The organism is Vibrio sp. St2, assembly GCF_947311885.1.
Classification (GTDB): domain Bacteria; phylum Pseudomonadota; class Gammaproteobacteria; order Enterobacterales; family Vibrionaceae; genus Vibrio; species Vibrio coralliilyticus.
On sequence record NZ_CAMZNA010000001.1, the window covers coordinates 22,046 to 39,217 of the forward strand.

The 17,172-nt window shown below is 44.4% G+C and carries 17 protein-coding genes; 10 read left to right on the forward strand and 7 right to left on the reverse strand.

The window, feature by feature from the left end; translation table 11 throughout:
• Positions 1 to 3 precede the first annotated feature (3 nt).
• The 3 genes from QMA41_RS00105 to QMA41_RS00115 all read right to left on the reverse strand — a co-directional run bounded on the left by QMA41_RS00105 (position 4) and on the right by QMA41_RS00115 (position 1,970).
• Entirely contained in the window at positions 4 to 237 is a 234-nt protein-coding gene (locus QMA41_RS00105; protein WP_129542190.1) for a hypothetical protein, read from the reverse strand.
• Positions 238 to 310: 73 nt separating this feature from the next.
• On the reverse strand, positions 311 to 817 hold the full coding sequence (locus QMA41_RS00110; protein ID WP_021456021.1) for an XRE family transcriptional regulator: 507 nt from the start codon (positions 815 to 817) through the stop codon (positions 311 to 313).
• A 274-nt stretch (positions 818 to 1,091) separates the two neighbouring features.
• A complete protein-coding gene (locus QMA41_RS00115) occupies positions 1,092 to 1,970 on the reverse strand; it encodes a LysR family transcriptional regulator (RefSeq protein WP_281628498.1) in 879 nt (292 codons plus the stop codon).
• A 106-nt stretch (positions 1,971 to 2,076) separates the two neighbouring features.
• Between QMA41_RS00115 and QMA41_RS00120 the strand changes: the two genes are divergently transcribed.
• Genes QMA41_RS00120 through QMA41_RS00130 form a run of 3 tightly spaced genes read left to right on the forward strand, consistent with a single transcriptional unit; the run spans position 2,077 to position 3,644 of the window.
• Positions 2,077 to 2,757: a pirin family protein gene (locus QMA41_RS00120; protein WP_172846195.1), complete on the forward strand. Its 681-nt coding sequence runs from the start codon at positions 2,077 to 2,079 to the stop codon at positions 2,755 to 2,757.
• Between the two features lie 30 nt (positions 2,758 to 2,787).
• Positions 2,788 to 3,408: an isochorismatase family protein gene (locus QMA41_RS00125; RefSeq protein ID WP_065741555.1), complete on the forward strand. Its 621-nt coding sequence runs from the start codon at positions 2,788 to 2,790 to the stop codon at positions 3,406 to 3,408.
• Positions 3,409 to 3,410: 2 nt separating this feature from the next.
• Positions 3,411 to 3,644 (forward strand): hypothetical protein, encoded by a 234-nt coding sequence (locus QMA41_RS00130; protein ID WP_038163104.1) that lies wholly within the window; start codon positions 3,411 to 3,413, stop codon positions 3,642 to 3,644.
• 68 nt (positions 3,645 to 3,712) lie between these two features.
• Here QMA41_RS00130 and QMA41_RS00135 read toward each other — a convergent pair whose 3' ends face one another.
• Positions 3,713 to 5,152, reverse strand: coding sequence for a sucrose-specific PTS transporter subunit IIBC (locus QMA41_RS00135; protein WP_019276257.1), 1,440 nt, complete (start codon positions 5,150 to 5,152; stop codon positions 3,713 to 3,715).
• Positions 5,153 to 5,390: 238 nt separating this feature from the next.
• Between QMA41_RS00135 and QMA41_RS00140 the strand changes: the two genes are divergently transcribed.
• From QMA41_RS00140 to QMA41_RS00150, 3 genes are all read left to right on the forward strand, one after another.
• Positions 5,391 to 6,380: a LacI family DNA-binding transcriptional regulator gene (locus tag QMA41_RS00140; protein WP_281628499.1), complete on the forward strand. Its 990-nt coding sequence runs from the start codon at positions 5,391 to 5,393 to the stop codon at positions 6,378 to 6,380.
• A gap of 306 nt (positions 6,381 to 6,686) precedes the next feature.
• On the forward strand, positions 6,687 to 8,066 hold the full coding sequence (locus tag QMA41_RS00145) for a carbohydrate porin (RefSeq protein ID WP_172846197.1): 1,380 nt from the start codon (positions 6,687 to 6,689) through the stop codon (positions 8,064 to 8,066).
• Positions 8,067 to 8,293: 227 nt separating this feature from the next.
• On the forward strand, positions 8,294 to 9,913 hold the full coding sequence (locus QMA41_RS00150) for a glycoside hydrolase family 32 protein (protein ID WP_281628500.1): 1,620 nt from the start codon (positions 8,294 to 8,296) through the stop codon (positions 9,911 to 9,913).
• A gap of 131 nt (positions 9,914 to 10,044) precedes the next feature.
• Here the strand turns inward: QMA41_RS00150 and QMA41_RS00155 are convergent, their stop codons facing one another.
• Complete coding sequence (locus QMA41_RS00155) at positions 10,045 to 10,710, reverse strand: YopT-type cysteine protease domain-containing protein (RefSeq protein WP_281628501.1); 666 nt, start codon at positions 10,708 to 10,710, stop codon at positions 10,045 to 10,047.
• A gap of 442 nt (positions 10,711 to 11,152) precedes the next feature.
• Between QMA41_RS00155 and QMA41_RS00160 the strand changes: the two genes are divergently transcribed.
• The 3 genes from QMA41_RS00160 to QMA41_RS00170 all read left to right on the forward strand — a co-directional run bounded on the left by QMA41_RS00160 (position 11,153) and on the right by QMA41_RS00170 (position 14,462).
• The gene (locus tag QMA41_RS00160) at positions 11,153 to 12,706 is read left to right on the forward strand and encodes a methyl-accepting chemotaxis protein (protein ID WP_038163097.1); all 1,554 of its coding nucleotides are present in this window, start codon (positions 11,153 to 11,155) and stop codon (positions 12,704 to 12,706) included.
• A 49-nt stretch (positions 12,707 to 12,755) separates the two neighbouring features.
• A complete protein-coding gene (locus QMA41_RS00165; protein ID WP_038510775.1) occupies positions 12,756 to 13,061 on the forward strand; it encodes an NIPSNAP family protein in 306 nt (101 codons plus the stop codon).
• Between the two features lie 195 nt (positions 13,062 to 13,256).
• Positions 13,257 to 14,462 (forward strand): HDOD domain-containing protein, encoded by a 1,206-nt coding sequence (locus QMA41_RS00170; RefSeq protein ID WP_277683689.1) that lies wholly within the window; start codon positions 13,257 to 13,259, stop codon positions 14,460 to 14,462.
• 98 nt (positions 14,463 to 14,560) lie between these two features.
• On the opposite strand, the gene QMA41_RS00175 is transcribed toward QMA41_RS00170, so the two are convergent.
• Positions 14,561 to 15,490, reverse strand: coding sequence for an aminoimidazole riboside kinase (locus tag QMA41_RS00175; RefSeq protein ID WP_281628502.1), 930 nt, complete (start codon positions 15,488 to 15,490; stop codon positions 14,561 to 14,563).
• Positions 15,491 to 15,684: 194 nt separating this feature from the next.
• On the opposite strand from QMA41_RS00175, the gene QMA41_RS00180 reads away from it, so the two are divergent.
• Positions 15,685 to 16,683 (forward strand): LacI family DNA-binding transcriptional regulator, encoded by a 999-nt coding sequence (locus QMA41_RS00180; RefSeq protein WP_281628503.1) that lies wholly within the window; start codon positions 15,685 to 15,687, stop codon positions 16,681 to 16,683.
• On the opposite strand, the gene QMA41_RS00185 is transcribed toward QMA41_RS00180, so the two are convergent.
• Positions 16,680 to 17,141, reverse strand: a complete 462-nt coding sequence (locus QMA41_RS00185; protein WP_281628504.1) for a hypothetical protein — start codon at positions 17,139 to 17,141, stop codon at positions 16,680 to 16,682. The two genes, QMA41_RS00180 and QMA41_RS00185, sit on opposite strands and share 4 nt — an antisense overlap.
• Between the last annotated feature and the right edge of the window lie 31 nt (positions 17,142 to 17,172).

Consider the following 17,172-nt stretch of genomic DNA (forward strand, 5'->3'; position numbering starts at 1 on the left):
TGGTTATTGCTCCATTTGGTGATAGATGGCGACAAAATTTTCATTACTAATATCGAGTTCTTGTCTGATTGAAGGTGTAAGCAGGCTTTTCATCGTCACGGTTACTGGAATATCAGATATTTCCATTTCGATGGTTTTTTCCTTTACATTGATAGCGCGGATCCGCTTGTCGGAAATAGAGTATTTTCCGTTGTGAAGATCGACGTCGTGTTTATCAATATAAGCGTGTCGAAACATCTCTTTGTCTATAAAACCTACCAATCCATCGATAGAATAGAGTCGAGAGCGTTTTTTCCTTATTTTGAAGAAGTTATATTTTGACATTCTTTAGTTGCATTATTGGATAATCATTCTTGTGAATTATTCTATTTGAAGAGATAAATAGAAATTTATTATCTTCTTCAATGGCTTTTCTCAAGACAATTTCACCAGTTTCTGTGAGGCAAATATAATGATTTTTGTTTTTCAAAGGGGGAGTGAACTTTTCAAAAATCAACTGGCTACTTTTTGGTAAACTGTCAATAAGGTGGTTGTTTTTAATGAAAACATCGACACCTTCATGCTGGGACAGTCTGACTATTTCAGGGTGCAACGAGTCAAAATGATGAGGTGCTGCTGCTTCATCAGAAAGGTCAGAAAAAGTAATGTTGTAGTAATCACAAATCTTTCCAACCGTATCGATTGTGGGGTTACTATTCTTGCCGGAATATAGGCTGTACAGCGTGCTATACTTAATGCCCATTTCCTGAGCGAGGAATTTCACACCACCTGTGTCATGCTTACTTTCTGTAATAAGCCTTATTATCTTATCTATCATCTACTAGTCAACCAAACGTGATTTAATTCATGCTTGTAATTCATTAAAATAAATTTCTTTGATTTATTTTATTCTAATGTGTAATTTTTATTTGTTTCCCGAGAATCTAAATGTTTTTAGACTATTAATCCAGAGTTAATTATCAGTTAATTGAGCTGATTAAAGTCGTCACCTGTTTAATCGGGAAATAATTATATTATTGCCAATTATATTTTTCTTATTTGGAATCACAGCCCGCCTTTTGGTGGGCTTTTTTCATTCATTAATTGAAATGTCAGTGTGGTAAAGCTTGTGAAAGGTGAGTTAGCAATGCTCGTACTTTGGGTGTTGAACCTCGATGACTTGGGTAGAGCGCATACAAATCGACAGGTTCGAATTGCCAGTCAGGGAGAATGTTAATGAGTGTGCCTTCCGCAAGCTTATGCTCCGCCATGTACTCGGGTAATTCTGTGATTCCTAAGCCCTTTATCGCCATTCTCATCAGCATAGAAAAGTCGTCGCAGCGCACAGTAGGTTCAAATCTCAATGCCGTTTTTTCTACTCCGCAACTTAGATGCCAGTCGGGGCTGCGCTCTTTTGCGCTCATCAGCATCAGTGGATGTTTTAGCAGGTCACTGGGCGTGTTGACCCTGTGTTTTGCAAAACTTGGAGCGGCATAAAGGCGAAGATTAATGGAACACAACTTCTTAGCGATCAGCCCCGAGTCTGGCAGATCCCCAACTCGGAATGCTAGGTCGTAGCCTTCCTCAATGAGATCAACACGTCGATTCGTTAGGCTGAGATCGAGTTCAACATCCGGATAATGTCGACAGTACTCGGCAAGGTGGTCGCCTAGTAATGACTGGCCAACACCAAGAGATGTACACACCCTAAGGCGGCCTTGAGGCTTCTCCAGCATAGATTCCACCGCACTGCCTGCGGCTTCATATTCTTCTTTGATTCGTTTGCAATATTGATAGTAGCGCTGACCGATTTCAGTCAGATGCAGTGTTCTCGTTGAGCGTTCTAGTAGTCGCACACCTAATTGTGACTCTAACCGAGTAATTTTACGGCTGATGTTGGATTTCGGTGTATTCAGTGCTTCCGCTGCCTGAGTAAAGCTACCTCTCTCTACTACTGTCGCGAACACCATCAGATCATTAAGGTCAGTCATTTGTTATCAAATATTGAACAGTGTTGTATCTGAATGAATATATATCAATTTTAGGTAACAAACTAATCTAGCTTCATCACTTAACGAGATAACCAAGGATTGAGCGATGGAAATTTTGACATTAGACCAATTACCACAAGGCGGATTCGCTGGGCTTAAAGAGAAACAGGTAGTGACAGATTACCGTGTGTTTGGTGCGCGCAAACGTCCCGAAACAGCGAATGGGATTGGCAACTTCGTCTATCTTGCTGACGCTAATTTTTTGCCACATGGTGAGACAGGTATGCACCCTCATCACGAAATTGATGTCATCAGTGTGATGGCAAAAGGTCGAGTAAGCCATGGAGGATCACTAGAACATGGTAAAGGTTTGGTCGCAGGTGAAGCACAAGTGCAGCGAGCTGGTGGCGAAGGGTTTGCGCATAACGAAGTCAACCCAGATGACGAACCCAACCAACTGATTCAACTATGGGTTCTACCGGAAACTAAAGGCGAACCAGCAGGTTACAAAGCCTATACCCCAGAAATCAACGTTCGAACACGTATCTATGGTGGAAGTAAAAACCAGACGGAGACCTTTGATAGCCACACGGTGATCGAAATGGTTCAGGCGACAGAAGGTTACCAAACAACACATAACGGTGAGGTCTTGGCCTACCTAAGCAGCGGTGAAGCACGAATCAACGGTGAAACGATTGAGGTCGGAACTTTGGTTAGAACAACAGAGCTGGATTTCGTCGCTCATAAAGACAGTCAGCTTATCCTGATTTTTACCGAATCTTTTTAATTAAATAGACACAATAGTGAGGAAGTGACCATGACTACAAAATACTCTGAATTCTTAACAGCAGACAACTCCGTATTAGCGATGATTGACCACCAGACTGGCTTGATGGTGGGGCTTGGTGATGAACACCCGACTGTGCTGAAAAACAACATTGTCGGCCTGACCAGAACAGCGAAAGCGATCGGACTGCCTTCAGTTGTAACGGCAAGTTTACCGGAAGGTCCAAATGGTCCTGTGATGCCAGAAATTACCCAAGTACTTGGTGATGAAGTGATCGAACGTGAAGGGCAAATCAATGCCTGGGATAGCTTAGCGTTCAAACAGGCGATTGAGAAAACAGGTCGCAAAAAGATCATCATGGCGGGTATCGTAACGGATGTATGCCTACTTTTCCCTGCACTGTCAGCAGTCGAAGAAGGTTACGATGTCTACGCAGTGATTGATGCATCTGGCACGTGGAATAAAACGGTTCAGGAAGTGACGATACAACGACTGACTCAGGCTGGTGTGAAAGTGACGACATGGGCTTCGGTTCTGGCTGAGCTAATGAACGACTGGCGCAGTGAGCACGGCGAAGCGTTAGGTCAGGTTTTGGCTGAGCACACCACCAAATATGGTTATGTGATGAACAGCTATTTCGCAAGGGGATAATCATGAGTGGCGAGCGTAACGGTTCGCCACCCAATCGTCATTGGGTGGCGTTATATACTTTTATTATTCTTTTACCATTGGTGTTTTTTATTCCTGCCTGGGTACAAGCCCAAGTCAGTGAGCATCCGTTTGTCATCACTTTGGTTTCAGTTGGAATCATTGTTCCTATAGTGTCCTATCTGGCGTTACCAATGTTGATAAAGCTACACATTCGAGTGGGGAGTACTAAAAAGTAAAATACCCCGCCTGAGGCGGGGTAGGAGTGAGCTAAAAACATGTTTTAGCTACGGGGGACTGCTCTCAGCTATGTTGTTGCAGCGTTGCCTGACTCTTGGCCGGAGCGAGCACCAAGAACTAGCGTTAGAGCAAACGCTATAACGAATGAAATAGCCATGCCTGTGACATAGTAGCCTATCTTGTCAGGCACAATCGAAATAACGCCAGGTAGACCTGCAGCACCTAATGCCTGAGCTTTGACGTTAAACAAAGTAATAAATGCACTGGCCGATGCCGCTCCGATAATCGCTGCTATAAACGGGTAACGCAGTTTAAGATTGACACCAAACATGGCTGGCTCGGTAATACCCAGTAGAGCAGTGACACCCGAAGGCATTGCAATTCCTTTAAGTTTATTGTCCTTAGTGGTAAAGCCAACCGCCAATGCTGCAGCACCTTGTGCGATGTTAGACATGGCAGCGATAGGGAAAATAAAGGTGCCGCCAGTGACTGCAATATCGGCGAGCAACTGAGTTTCAATTGCGATAAAGCTATGGTGCATGCCGGTAATCACAAACGGTGCGTAGATGAAGCCGAACAGTGCGCCGCCAATGAAACCAGCAGAATCGTATAGCCAGTTCAGACCATCGCCAAGCAGGAAACCAATATCACGCGTGATTGGACCAACCAATGTAAAGGTCAGGAAACCTGTGATAAAAATCGCCAGCATCGGCGTTAGGAGGTTATCCAGCACAGAAGGAATCACCTTGCGTAGGCCATTTTCAACCTTGGCAAGGATGAAGGCAGAAACCAATACAGGTAGAACTGAACCTTGATAACCGACTTTTTGGATTTCGAAACCAAAGATGTTCCATGTCGGAATCGTCCCAGCTACGCTTGCTCCACCGAATCCCCAGCCGTTCAGCAGGTCTGGATGCACCATCAGCATACCCAGAGCAGCCCCGAGGAACGGGTTTCCACCAAATTTCTTACTGGCAGAAAACGCTAATAAAACAGGAAGGTAAACAAAAGGTGCGTTAGCGAATGTGTTGATCATGCTAGCGAGATCAGCAAGCCCCGGATTGGCATCAATCAGAGATTGACCGTCAATGAAGAGGCCTTTCGCTGTCAGTACGTTGAACAGACCCATCAACAGACCACCAGCAACAATTGCAGGGATGATAGGTACAAAAATGTCGGATAAACCTTTCACTGCACGCTGAATGATATTCTGTTTTTGTGCACCCGCACTGGCCACATCGTTGGTCGACATGTCTGCCATGCCCGTCAGCTTCGCCATTTCAGCGTGTACCTGATTCACAATGCCTGAACCAAAAATGATTTGATATTGTCCAGCAACTTTGAATTGGCCTTTGACGCCATCTAAGTTGCTGATCGCTTCTTCATTAATGATTGAATCGTCTTTCAGTGCAAGGCGCAGTCGCGTCGCGCAGTGGGCGAGTGCTTGAAGGTTGTCTTTACCTCCAAGTAACTCCAGCAGCTCTCTGGCAATTTTTGGATAATTCATTCCAAACCCCGATTATTATTTTGCTAATAATTTATAGTTCAAAAAGGCAGTAAGTTTTTCTGGGAACGTTTGCAAAATGAATTCTTCTCTATCTGTCAGTGTCAGTCAAAGGTTAATAAAAGGTAATGTGAGTTGGATCGGCTAAACTTTTTTGCTAAACCGATTGGGCGAAGTGGAAATTCCGTCAGATTCTGGTAACTTTTGCAAACATTCCCAATAACTTAATGAAGGCATAGACATGGCAAGCCTGCACGATGTCGCCAGACTGGCCGGAGTATCTAAATCCACAGTCTCTCGTGTGATCAACAACGAGTATGGTGTAAAAGAAGCGACCAAGTTGAAAGTCATGAAAGCTGTCGACGAAGTGGGCTATGTGGTCAATCAAGTGGCGAAAGATCTCAAATCACAGAAAACCAATTTGGTGGGTGTCATTGTGCCGCGAGTCTCATCTAATGCCACGTCTCAAGGTGTTGATGGCCTAAGCCGCATATTTGAAAAGGCAGGAAAGCATGTTTTGCTGGCCAGCACTCAGCAATCCGACTCGAAAGAGATCGAGTTCATTCGTTTATTTAATCAAAAGCGAGTGGAGGGTATTGTTCTGTATGCGACACACATTGACACTCAGTTGGTTGAAGCCATTTCTCAGTCAAGAGCTCCGATTGTTCTAATTGGCCAGGATGGTTCACTATTTAATATCCCGAGTATTGTCCATGATGATCTGCGTGTAGGGTACGAAGCAGGAAAGCGCTTGCTCAATGCTGGATGCGAAAATATCGGATTTATTGGAGTAGCGGATTCAGACCTCGCCGTAGATAAACAGCGTTCTGATGGATTGAAGCAAGCGCTTACGATGCACAGTGAACAAGATTTATTGTTCCATTGTCACGGAGAGTTCAGCATTGAATCTGGTTACGCCAATATGCGGCGTCTTATCAAAGAATATCCTCAGGTTGATGGTGTTTTTTGTGCAACTGACCGAATTGCCATTGGTGCAATTAAAGCACTGCAGGAAGAAAACATAGTGGTTGGTGAGCAAGTTAAAATACTGGGAGTAGGTAATGATGAGCTTGGTTTTGTTGTTTCTCCAAGTTTATCGACGTTTAGCTATCCATTTGATAAAGCTGGAGAAAGTGGTGCGGATGTGCTGCTTGAATTGATTGAGGGTAAACCTCAGGTGATGAGTAAAGTTGTACTGACTTTTCAGAATATACAGCGCGAAACCTGCTAGCCTTTCCACGCCTGAAGTTCGTTTCAGGCGTTTTTATTCCCACATATGAAAATCCTCTCATTATATAAGATCACACTTCTATAGATATTCGTGATGAGTATTCTGTTTTTATAATTATTTTCGGGAACGTTACCGAAAATGTATTTATAGTCCACTCACTATCACTGAGGTGAAGTAAATAAATCGAGAACGAGTATTGAGGTTTATAGACCTAAAATTCGACGGTTCGCATTGGTTGTGAATTAACTGGGAACGTTTGCTGCTGAATCCAAGTTATTTACTCAATGGAGAATTAGAATGAACAATATGAAGTCTTTACTTGCGTGTGCTGTCACTCTGGCAATCACACCTAATGCCTTTTCTCAAGACGATATGGCTTCTCTTGAAGCAAGGATCTCGGAACTAGAAAGCCGCCTAGCTCAAACAGAGCAAGTAGCAAAAGAGGCTGAAAAATCTGCCGGAAGCTTTGAGTTCCACGGTTATGCGCGAGCAGGATTGTTGATTAATGATAGCCTGAATGGTGCGACAGGAAGTGGCCCATACATGACGGCGGCAGGAACCTTAGGTGCTCCGGTTGGACGTCTTGGCCTTGAAGATGATAACTATCTGGAAGCCAACCTTGTTCATAATCGCGTGGCCGAAGATGGTTCAAAAGCGTATTACAAAATCATGCTGGCAGACAGTGTCGAAACTAACAATGAATGGACAGCAAGCGATAGTCAGCTAAACGTTCGACAGGTGTACACAGAGTTCTCTGATTTAACCTGGTTTAGCGGTGCGTTTGAAGATGCGAAAATCTGGGCGGGTAAGAGATTTGATAGAGACAATTTCGATATCCATTTCTTTGATTCTGACATCGTATTTCTCTCTGGTACGGGCGCCGGTCTGTATGACGTGAAACTAGGTGAGGACTGGAAAGCAAACTTCTCTCTTTATGGCCGCGATTTTGGCGAAATCGATAGTTCAAGCACTGATGTGGAGAACTATGTTGCGACTATGAACAACTACTTTGGCTCATGGCAGTTAATGCTCAACGCGATGAAATCAAACGATAATGCAGACCGCTCAACCAGCTCATCGTCACCCACGGTGCGAGCAGAAGACGGCCTGCATGCAATGTTAGCCTACCATGGCAATGACTTTTTCGGTGTCAGCGAGGGCTTCTCGAAGTCTGGTGTATTGATTGGCCAGGGCCTTGGTGCATCACTCAAAGGTATTGGCTCTGATGGTGATCTGAATGATGATGCTCAGGCAGTTCGAATCTTTAGTTATGGCGTCACTAAATTCTCCGATAACTGGCGCATCGCACCTGCATTTATGGCTGAGATGAGCAAAGATCGTGTTAAAGATAACGATGAATTCCTATGGGCATCTGTTAACGTTCGATTGGCTCAAGAGCTAAATTCGAACTTTGAGATGGTTTATGAAGGCTCCTACCAGTACATGGATCTAGATAACAGCGTGGAAAAAGCAGACGGTAGCTTCTACAAGTTAACGGTGGCTCCGACTGTGAAGCTGGCGACGTCAGCTGGATTCTTTGACCGCCCTGAAATTCGCTTTGCTGTAAGTTACGTTGACTGGAGTGAAGATCTGGACAACTACTCAGTAAGCTTGGATTCAGGTGCCAGCACAATGGGACAAGGTGGTGAAACCTTGTTTGCTCTACAAATGGAAACTTGGTTCTAGCCCTGAGTTTTCAAAGAATCCTTGCTCGATAAAAAGGCTTCCGGTCAGGTGTTAGCTTAGTGCCGGAAGCCATTTTCAATTTCTGAATCTCACCGGATTCAGCGTATTTATTTTCGTTTCTATACACTCTGTCACCACCTGAATAGTGAAGGCGAGTATCTACTGATCTTGTTCAAATAGAACAAATAGTGTATTTTGCAAACGTTCCCAACTTTTAGGTTTTAAAGATGTCGGTTGAAAGCCTGATCACCCAGTGTGGTGGTGAGACAAACATAACAAGAGTTCTGATGCCGCAAGGTCGATTGATATTTGCAATCAGAGATTGTTCGCGAGTGGCGAGCACTGTGTCAGGTTCTCAAATCAAAATTGTACTAGATGAATATCAAGTAGAGTTCCCAATTCCAGACTCATTAAGTCCCGCGGATCTGCTGTCTGTAGGACAGCGTATCGGCGAAAAACAAAGGTTGGAGCTTGAACACGCGCTCGACGCGGTTAACTGTCCGTTTCGACCCGATTGGCACATTTCTCCGCCACAGGGGTTACTTAACGATCCTAATGGTTTTGTTTACCATGACGGGCAGTATCACTTGTTTTATCAATGGTATCCCCATGGCTGTACCCACAAAGACAAATACTGGGCACATTTAATCAGCAAAAACTTGATTGAATGGCAGTGGCAACCAGTTGCGCTCACACCATCTGATTGGTTTGATAGCCATGGTGTCTTCTCTGGGCACGCACTCAGTCATGGCTCTGAGTTGATGCTGTTCTATACGGGTAATGTTCGTATTGGCGAGAATCGCGAACGTCACACAACTCAGTGTCTTGCCACATCCAAAGATGGCGTGAACTTCGATAAACATGGGCCGGTTATCAGCGAGTTACCCGATGGAGTTACCGCACACATTCGCGACCCTAAAATCGTCCGACATCAAAACCAATGGTTTATGTTGTTAGGTGCACAAACTACGGACCTAAAAGGACGCCTGGCTGTTTACACCTCAACAGATCTTAGGGCCTGGAAGTTTGATGCGCTTTATGGTGAAGAGCTGGGGGACTTTGGCTACATGTGGGAGTGTCCTGACATGTTTGAACTCGATGGGCAGATGTTTGTCGTCATCGGGCCACAAGGGATTGAATCTTTCTCTAAGCACAACACCATTCCTCATCACAACGGGATTGCTAAAGCTTGTTTGGAAAATGGTTTGTCCTTGTCGCAGTTTGAACATCTGGATTACGGTTTCGATTTTTACGCTCCCCAGACACTTGAAACACCGGATGGCCGGCGGGTGATGTGTGGCTGGATGGGGTTACCTGATGAAGTTGACCAACCAAGCAGCGAAAATGGTTGGGTGCATCAGCTCACTTGTATGCGTGAGCTCAGTTACCAAAACGGACGGCTGTACCAATGGCCTGTTAAGGAACTCGAAGAACTCGTTCATAGCCAACGCCACATTGAGTTAACCGATGAGCCGTATCGCTTGGAGCGTAACTCGTTCGATCTTGAAGTTGAGCTGGAGTGGGGGCAGAGCCTGAATTTGTTTGAAAGTAGCCAGCACAAAGTTGTCTTGTACGCAGATGAAGATCGCCAAACACTTATACTGGATCGCAGCCAGACACTGAATCGAGCGGTAGATACTCAAAGAGAACTCAAGATCGATACAGACAAGATTCAGCTGCGCATTCTTGCCGATACTTCCTCAATAGAAGTTTTTGTCAACCATGGTCAGGCAGTGATGACATCACGAGTTTTCGTTGAGCAGGCAGCGACAGGTATTTCATTGTTGCATGGTTGTCAGACCGCCAGATTAAAAACACTCAAAGCAGCACGACCGCCATTTGCTTGATTAGGTAACTGACTGCGGCGGTGAGTTGGCGTAACCGGTATTCAGACATTGAAGCTATATTTGGCGAAGAGCCAAGCGAGTAAGATTTTAAAAGGCTACTCAATTGAGTAGCCTTTTTTTATTCGTATCGTTTACACAGGCGCAACCTGCCAGATGCCATTGATTGAGCGGTAATCTGACAGTAACGACTTATCCAGAAAGCGTTTTAAATCGGTGCGTCTGCGCCATCTCACAACTTTCTTCAGATTTGGATCGTAGTAATAGAGGTAACCCGATGGGCTGAAAAAGCCCTTGGCTTTACTCGACGCTACCGCAATGGCGTGTGAACCACCGCTCGCGCGCACTGAAATCAGATAAAAGCGCTTATTGCTATCCAGTTTGGAAAATTCAGCCTTCAACCCATTGATATCAATTTGGTTTGTTGAGCGGACCACTTTCATGTTTCTCACTCGCGACAGCATCACCTTTTGTGTTTTCTGAGTTGAGAGAGACTCAATTGCAGCGCCACGCGCTGATAATAAGCTCATAGCTTCCGCAGGATGTTTCTGAATAAACGGTGTCTTGGATAACAAGGTCTGAATGTTTTTCATCGACTGAATTTGTTGAGTGCATTCCAACTGTGCCTGATCAAGGTGATGCCGTTGATAAAACTCTCCATTTTCTGTCGCTCCGTTGGCGTGAGTACACCAGAGCTTTCCATAGTGCGAGCCCTTCATCATTTCACCAAGCCACTCTGTTGTCAGAGACTTGCAGATATCTGGCTGAAAACGATTCGCTTCATACAATGTCATACTCATAGTTTTGGACCTTCTCGTAAGAGCCGCAGCTCAGGTGAGCATTAATACATCCGCCTGCGCCGTTGAATTGCTCACTCTTTAATCTTTGAGTGCGTATATAACTCGATCAATTCCTATAGTGCTTTCATTGTGTGGTCATACCTATTTTCTGAACAATATAGTGATGGGATGTTTGATAAATATACGTTTTGAGCTCAGAACGCAGCCAATGTCTTGTTGTTTGGGAGGTTGAATACCCGTTTTGTTGTGCTACTGATTGCATCTTAAATGACGATATTTGCCTCTTTAAGCCGTAGATTAAGAATCAAACAATAGACAACTATTAAGAAAAAGAAAATTTGCGCCAATGTAAGGGTGACATGGTTGTAACAACATGTTACAAAGCGCAAAAACCATTATAAAAATAAGTAGTTATTGCAAGCCTGCTTCATTGAGAAAGACCATGACCATAAAAACAAAACTATTTGGCCTTACCGGCCTCTCTATTCTTGCGCTTATTGCCATTGTAACCATTACTGAGCTGAGTAACCTCAAACTGCTCAAGCTTGAGAAAACCCTAATTGAAGTAAAAGATATGGAAGTCTCACTATTAGAGATGAATCGTATCGAATATGAGTTTTTAGACACGCCAGATGCCAGTAAACTCGAAGAGTTCAAGGCCGAGTATGCGGACTTCCAGACCCTATCAAGCATGCTTTCCAATGATCTTGATGCACTTGGCATCGTTGTTCGCCAACTTCCTACCTTAAGTAAGAAAATTACTTTGTACCGCAAAGATCTGGAAATGTTAGCGGTGAGTTATGATTCTGATGCTGCGCAAGTTGAACACCTCAAGCATGAGATGAAAGGGCTGTTCACTGACATCTTTACTATCTTCCATGGTATTGAATCGACACTAGATGCAGAAATTGAACGCGCTCAGGCTAGTATTGAGCGTTTCATTGCTGGCTCTGTCATCTTTGTTGCCGGGTTACTATTATTGGGCTCGTACTTCCTTATCCGCAGTGTTCAGAGCAACATCCAGCAGCTGAGCGATATGATGTCGACTATTGCCAATACACATGACCTGACTCTTAAAGCCAATACCGACCGAAAAGATGAAATCGCAGAAATGGCAGGGCAGCTTAATAGCCTTCTGGCTAGTATTCAGGGGCTGATCTCTCGTGTGCAAGGCAGCGTCAATGAGCTGGGAGCCGCTTCTACTCAGTTACAACAAAGCAGCGTGGATACCGAACAGGCGTTAAGCCAGCAGCAGATTGAAACTGATAGTGTTGCGGCGGCGGTAACTGAAATGGGTGAGACAATCAAAGACGTCGCCAGCACAACGGAAAGCGCTGCGGATAACACTCAGAGAAGTTACGACACAGCTCAGCTTGGCTTTAATGATATTGTGGAAACACGCGATACCATTTCATCGCTTTCAGAAGACTTAGCCACTGCCCGCGGTGAGGTGAATCATTTGCTGGCACTGTCTGATCAGATCAGCAGTGTGTTGAATGTGATTGGTGAAATTGCAGAGCAGACGAACCTCTTAGCTCTCAATGCTGCGATTGAAGCCGCACGAGCAGGGGAGCAGGGACGGGGCTTTGCTGTAGTTGCTGATGAAGTTAGAACACTCGCAGGAAAGACTCAGCGTTCAACTGCGGAAATCTCCGATATTATCAGCGCGGTACAACAGCAGACTCAAACGGTGGTTTCTACGATTCAGTCATGCAGCAATAAAGGGGCAGATAGCGTAGACATGTCAGAGCAGGCCCTCAGTCATATCAAAGCGATTATGGAAGAGATGAAACACATCCTCGACAGCAGCACGCAAATTGCGTTGGCAGTGGAACAGCAAAGCACGGTCTCAGAAGAGATCGCTCGTAACGTTAATACTATTCGTGACCTGACTTACGCTAACGTAGGCGCTGTGTCCGAAAACGCGCAGTCTGCCACTGTAGTGGCGAGTCAGGCCACGGATCTGACACTGGCGATTGACCGCTTTAAGGCGTAAGTTAATTAGCCAGACATTAGGGCATGGATTCAAATCAAGGAGTAGAGAAATGGTCACCTGTTACATTCGATATGTTATTAACCCGAAGAAGGTCAAAGAGTTTGAGGAGTACGCCAAAATGTGGATCCCTCTGGTAGAGAAATTTGGTGGCCAGCACAATGGCTACTTTCTGCCTTCGGAAGGTGCTAGCAATATTGCACTTGCATTGTTCACTTTTGAAAGCCTGACGGCCTATGATGAGTATCGTAATAAATCTTTCCAAGACGAAGCGTGTATGAAAGCATTTAAGTTCGCCGAAGAGACAGACTGCGTCATCAGCTACGAGAGAAGTTTCTTCCGACCTGTGTTTGAATAAAATGTATTGTTTTGTTGTTTCTAACGGCGCCTTTGGGCGCCGTTTTTTGTTGCGCTAAAAATAACCAATGAAGAGATTAAGCGGTATCTCACTTTCTGACTTACTGCCCTTCAAATCGCACAATTGCAATGGCTCTGTACTATAGTTTTTTAGCAAACCGATAAGAATTCTAATTAAATAACGTCAGGTAATACTATGAGTAGCAAGCTATCAATTGTCGCTAGGCAGCCTATCATCGATAAGAATAAGGAATTATTCGCCTACGAATTGCTATACAGAGAAAGTGATACAAATGCGTTCCAATCAGAAAATGCAAAAAGAGTCACCATGCGCCTTCTTTCTGAGCAATTTCTTACCTTTCAAAAGAAAAACTTAGACAACAAACAAGGCTTTGTGAATTTTGAATACAAAGATCTGATAGAAGGTGTACCCTTTGATTTCTCTTCAAATGATATCGTTGTAGAAATCCTCGAATCATGCAGCCCAACTGACGAGCTTTTCAATGCTGTGAGTGAGTTAAAACAAAAAAATTACCTTGTGGCACTGGATGATTTTGAACCTTCTCCTGAATGGGACCGATTTTATAAACTCATTGATTTTATTAAATTAGATCTTAGAGCGCTTTCAATGAAAGAATGCGCTGGAATCATTCGTGATTTTCAGCATTCCAACATTCAGTTTATTGCGGAAAAAATAGAGGATAACACTGAATTCCAACAAGCTTGTCAGTGTGGTTTCGACTACTTTCAAGGGTATTTTTATCAAAAACCAGAGCTGATAAAAACCAAAAAACTGTCTGCGTCTGCCGTTGATATTTTTAAGCTTTCAGCCCTTGTTGCAAAAAGAGACATTGAAGTTCATAAGGTCAATCAAGTCATAGAAAGAAACCCAATCTTATCGGTCCAGCTTCTAAATTTTGTTAACAATGATTCCAGACTCAATAGATCTATAGAAAGTACACAGCAAGCTTTAGCATATCTAGGCAATGACAGAATAAGAAAGTATGTTACCTACACAACGTTGTCGGCGCTTTCGCCTAGTAAACCTAACATTATTCTCAGGAATTTACTCACAAGAGCAAAACTATTGGAAGAGTTAGCGGCTAACATTAATCAGCCTCATTTAGCAGATTCTGCTTATCTCTGTGGAATGCTCTCACTTGTTGAAGGTTTGCTAGATATGGCATTGGAAGACATTGTTTCGTCTTTATCATTATCTGATGTGATCACCGATGCCCTCATACATAGAAAGGGGGTATTAGGTTCTCTACTCTCGATAGCAGAAGCGATAGAAAGTTCTAATTGGAAACTTTTGGAGTCTTTACTGAAAGATGTTGAGCTCCATGAAGAAACCGTCATGGATTGCATCACCAATTCAAATGCATGGGTGAGCGAGATGTGAGGGTAATGAAGTGTTCCCTGAATTGTTGAGTTTCCGCGTAGGTGAGTTACGAGAAAAAGGCAGAACTCTCTGCCTTCTTCTCCAGAATTTCCTTCCAATTACCTCTGAATATATTCCTCTAGAGCCTGATAGGAAGGTAGAGCAGTCATAGCGCCTTTCTGAGTAGTAGCAAGTGCGCCACAGCCATTAGCCCATTTTACCGCAGAATTAATGACCTCAAGCTGTTGCCAGTCATTATATTGAGACAACTTAGCGAGCAAGCCTCCGACAAAAGCATCGCCTGCACCTGTAGTATCAACGGGTGATACTGCTTGGCTAGCAATAAGCTGTTGTGTTTTTTCAAACAGGACTAACGCACCTTTCGCCCCCTGAGTGATTAAGACTAGTGTATTTTTAAACGGTTTTAGTGCTTCCACGCCTTGTTCAAGGGTATCGCTGCCTGTCAAAAACAGCAGCTCATCATCCGAAAACTTGACGACATCGGCCAGGGCAATTGCTTCACGTACGACAGGTTTTAGTTCTTCTGGGTTTGCCCATACCTCTTCTCTTAAGTTAGGGTCAAAACTTACATATCCCCCTGCGGCTTTAATCTGACGCATCGCTTCCAGTGTGCTGCTGCGACTTGGCTCGTTCGCTAGCGCAATTGAGCATACGTGCAGCCACTGGCCTTGAGTGAAGGTCGGTAGGTCACTGGTTTCAAGGAATTGGTCTGCACTAGGCTTGACCATAAAGGTAAAGCTTCGCTCACCAGAATCATCAAGGTCAACAATAACGGTTGAAGTGCGCTGTGCTTCGTCGAGTATCATCATCTGCGTATCGACTTGCTCTTGCTTGAGTGTCTGTTGCATAAAACGGCCGAGGGGATCTTGCCCGACACGACCAATAAAAGCAGCATCACCGCCCAATCTGGCGATGGCGACTGCCACATTAGCAGGCGCGCCACCTGGGCATTTCAAGTAGCTGGACTCGCTATCTGGAATCAGGTCTACAACTGCATCTCCTGTTACCCAAACTCTGTTTTTCATCATTGCATCTCTTACTTAACTAAATTAAGCTGATTGTATAGCTAAAACGGTTTAGCGATCTAGGTTTGCAGAGATCATTCATCACGATAAAGATCAAATTGTGATCATTGTCAGAGTCTAAACATGAGAGCGCAGTGGCGTTGATTGAGCTAACAGCAAGGCAGGCTGATAAAGACATCGAGTAGGAAAAGAGAATAATGGCAGGTAAAAAACTAAAGTTGGCAGACATCGCAGCATTGGCGGGTGTTTCCAAGTCAACAGTGAGTTTTGTGCTCAATGGACACGCAAAAAAGCACCGTATTCATGAAGACACGGTGGAGAAAGTACAGGCTATTGCTGAACAGTATCATTACAAGCCGAGTATCTACGCCAGAGCGCTCAAGTCTAAGCAGACCTATACCGTAGGCTTAGTCATTCCGGATTTAGCGAACATGGGTTTTGCGAACATTGCTAAACGGTTGGAAATACTGTGTCGGAATAATGGTTATCAGCTACTTATCGCCTCGTCCGACGATGATCATGAACAGGAACAGCAGGCAGTAAAGAGCCTGATTGAACGGCAGGTGGATGTCCTGCTAGTGGCAACTTGCATGATGGATGACACCTTCTATCAACCTATCAGTCCAAGCACTCCAGTAATTTTCTTTGACCGTATATTAGAAGATAGCCATTTCATCAATATCAAAACCAATGCTGAAAAAGCGACAAAGGAAGTGGTGGCTCAATTAGCCTTAAGTGGTGAAGAGTGCGTGTATATCGGTGGTCAGCTTAACTTGTCTACGAGCCGAGATCGTTTTAAGGGCTATCAGCTCGGGCTTAAGGATGCAGGTGTGCGTTTTGATGATCGCTACGTGTATACCAAGGATTATCAACCTGAGTCAGGCTACGAGCTCATGGCACTGGCTGTAGAAGATCTAGGGCGTCTACCTAAAGCCGTGTATACCGCCTCGTATTCATTGTTGGAAGGGGTTTTGCGTTTTTTGACCGAGAAGAACGTGCTGGACGAAGATATTCGCTTGGCGACCTTCGATAACTACGACATTCTGGATTGCTTACCTGTGAAAATTGACTCGGTTGAACAGGACTGCGATCTGATTGCTCAGACACTATTTGATTACGGACAAGCCATTCTAAAGCAGCCGGAGATGAAAACAGGAATTACGGTGTTGCCCGCCAGAATTCATCGTAGGCGCTAATCTCTTGATTGGTCTTGCATCTCGATATTTGCGGCTGTGAACCTTGATATCGGTGATTTGTCTTTGGATTGATACCAAAAGGCTGGCATTGCGTTGAGAAGACCTGCTTGTTTTAAGGCGTTCTTTTCTGCTTTGGTAATGGTCGCGTAATCCAGTAGGCTGTCGAGAATACGGCGTAATGCTCTTGGTGTGATTAAACCATCACGCCAGTAACGTTTGATTTCTCCGGTGATCACTTCGTGCGGAACCAGCGGCTCAAGCTCAGCGTGCTTAATGATGGTGAGGGAGCGAGAACGAGGGCAGTGCTGGCGGGCGAGCTCCCAATCAGGCTTACCTTTCTTGGTGAGGTAATTTTCCCGGAAGCAAAAGTAGCTGAAATAGAATCGCTCGATGCTGTGCCAGCGTTCGGCTTTTACTTCCAGAAAAATATGTTCAAATTCAATATCGAGGTCTGTCATCGCTTCTCTCACTCATGGTCGAAGCGATACT

Coding starts and splice junctions, on each gene's coding strand:
- QMA41_RS00160 (WP_038163097.1), top strand. CDS start 11,153: ATGACCATAAAAACAAAACTATTTGGCCTTACCGGCCTCTCTATTCTT.
- QMA41_RS00145 (WP_172846197.1), top strand. CDS start 6,687: ATGAAGTCTTTACTTGCGTGTGCTGTCACTCTGGCAATCACACCTAAT.
- QMA41_RS00120 (WP_172846195.1), top strand. CDS start 2,077: ATGGAAATTTTGACATTAGACCAATTACCACAAGGCGGATTCGCTGGG.
- QMA41_RS00130 (WP_038163104.1), top strand. CDS start 3,411: ATGAGTGGCGAGCGTAACGGTTCGCCACCCAATCGTCATTGGGTGGCG.
- QMA41_RS00170 (WP_277683689.1), top strand. CDS start 13,257: ATGAGTAGCAAGCTATCAATTGTCGCTAGGCAGCCTATCATCGATAAG.
- QMA41_RS00155 (WP_281628501.1), bottom strand. CDS start 10,710: ATGAGTATGACATTGTATGAAGCGAATCGTTTTCAGCCAGATATCTGC.
- QMA41_RS00105 (WP_129542190.1), bottom strand. CDS start 237: ATGTTTCGACACGCTTATATTGATAAACACGACGTCGATCTTCACAAC.
- QMA41_RS00140 (WP_281628499.1), top strand. CDS start 5,391: ATGGCAAGCCTGCACGATGTCGCCAGACTGGCCGGAGTATCTAAATCC.
- QMA41_RS00165 (WP_038510775.1), top strand. CDS start 12,756: ATGGTCACCTGTTACATTCGATATGTTATTAACCCGAAGAAGGTCAAA.
- QMA41_RS00185 (WP_281628504.1), bottom strand. CDS start 17,141: ATGACAGACCTCGATATTGAATTTGAACATATTTTTCTGGAAGTAAAA.
- QMA41_RS00110 (WP_021456021.1), bottom strand. CDS start 817: ATGATAGATAAGATAATAAGGCTTATTACAGAAAGTAAGCATGACACA.
- QMA41_RS00125 (WP_065741555.1), top strand. CDS start 2,788: ATGACTACAAAATACTCTGAATTCTTAACAGCAGACAACTCCGTATTA.
- QMA41_RS00135 (WP_019276257.1), bottom strand. CDS start 5,152: ATGAATTATCCAAAAATTGCCAGAGAGCTGCTGGAGTTACTTGGAGGT.
- QMA41_RS00150 (WP_281628500.1), top strand. CDS start 8,294: ATGTCGGTTGAAAGCCTGATCACCCAGTGTGGTGGTGAGACAAACATA.
- QMA41_RS00115 (WP_281628498.1), bottom strand. CDS start 1,970: ATGACTGACCTTAATGATCTGATGGTGTTCGCGACAGTAGTAGAGAGA.
- QMA41_RS00180 (WP_281628503.1), top strand. CDS start 15,685: ATGGCAGGTAAAAAACTAAAGTTGGCAGACATCGCAGCATTGGCGGGT.
- QMA41_RS00175 (WP_281628502.1), bottom strand. CDS start 15,490: ATGATGAAAAACAGAGTTTGGGTAACAGGAGATGCAGTTGTAGACCTG.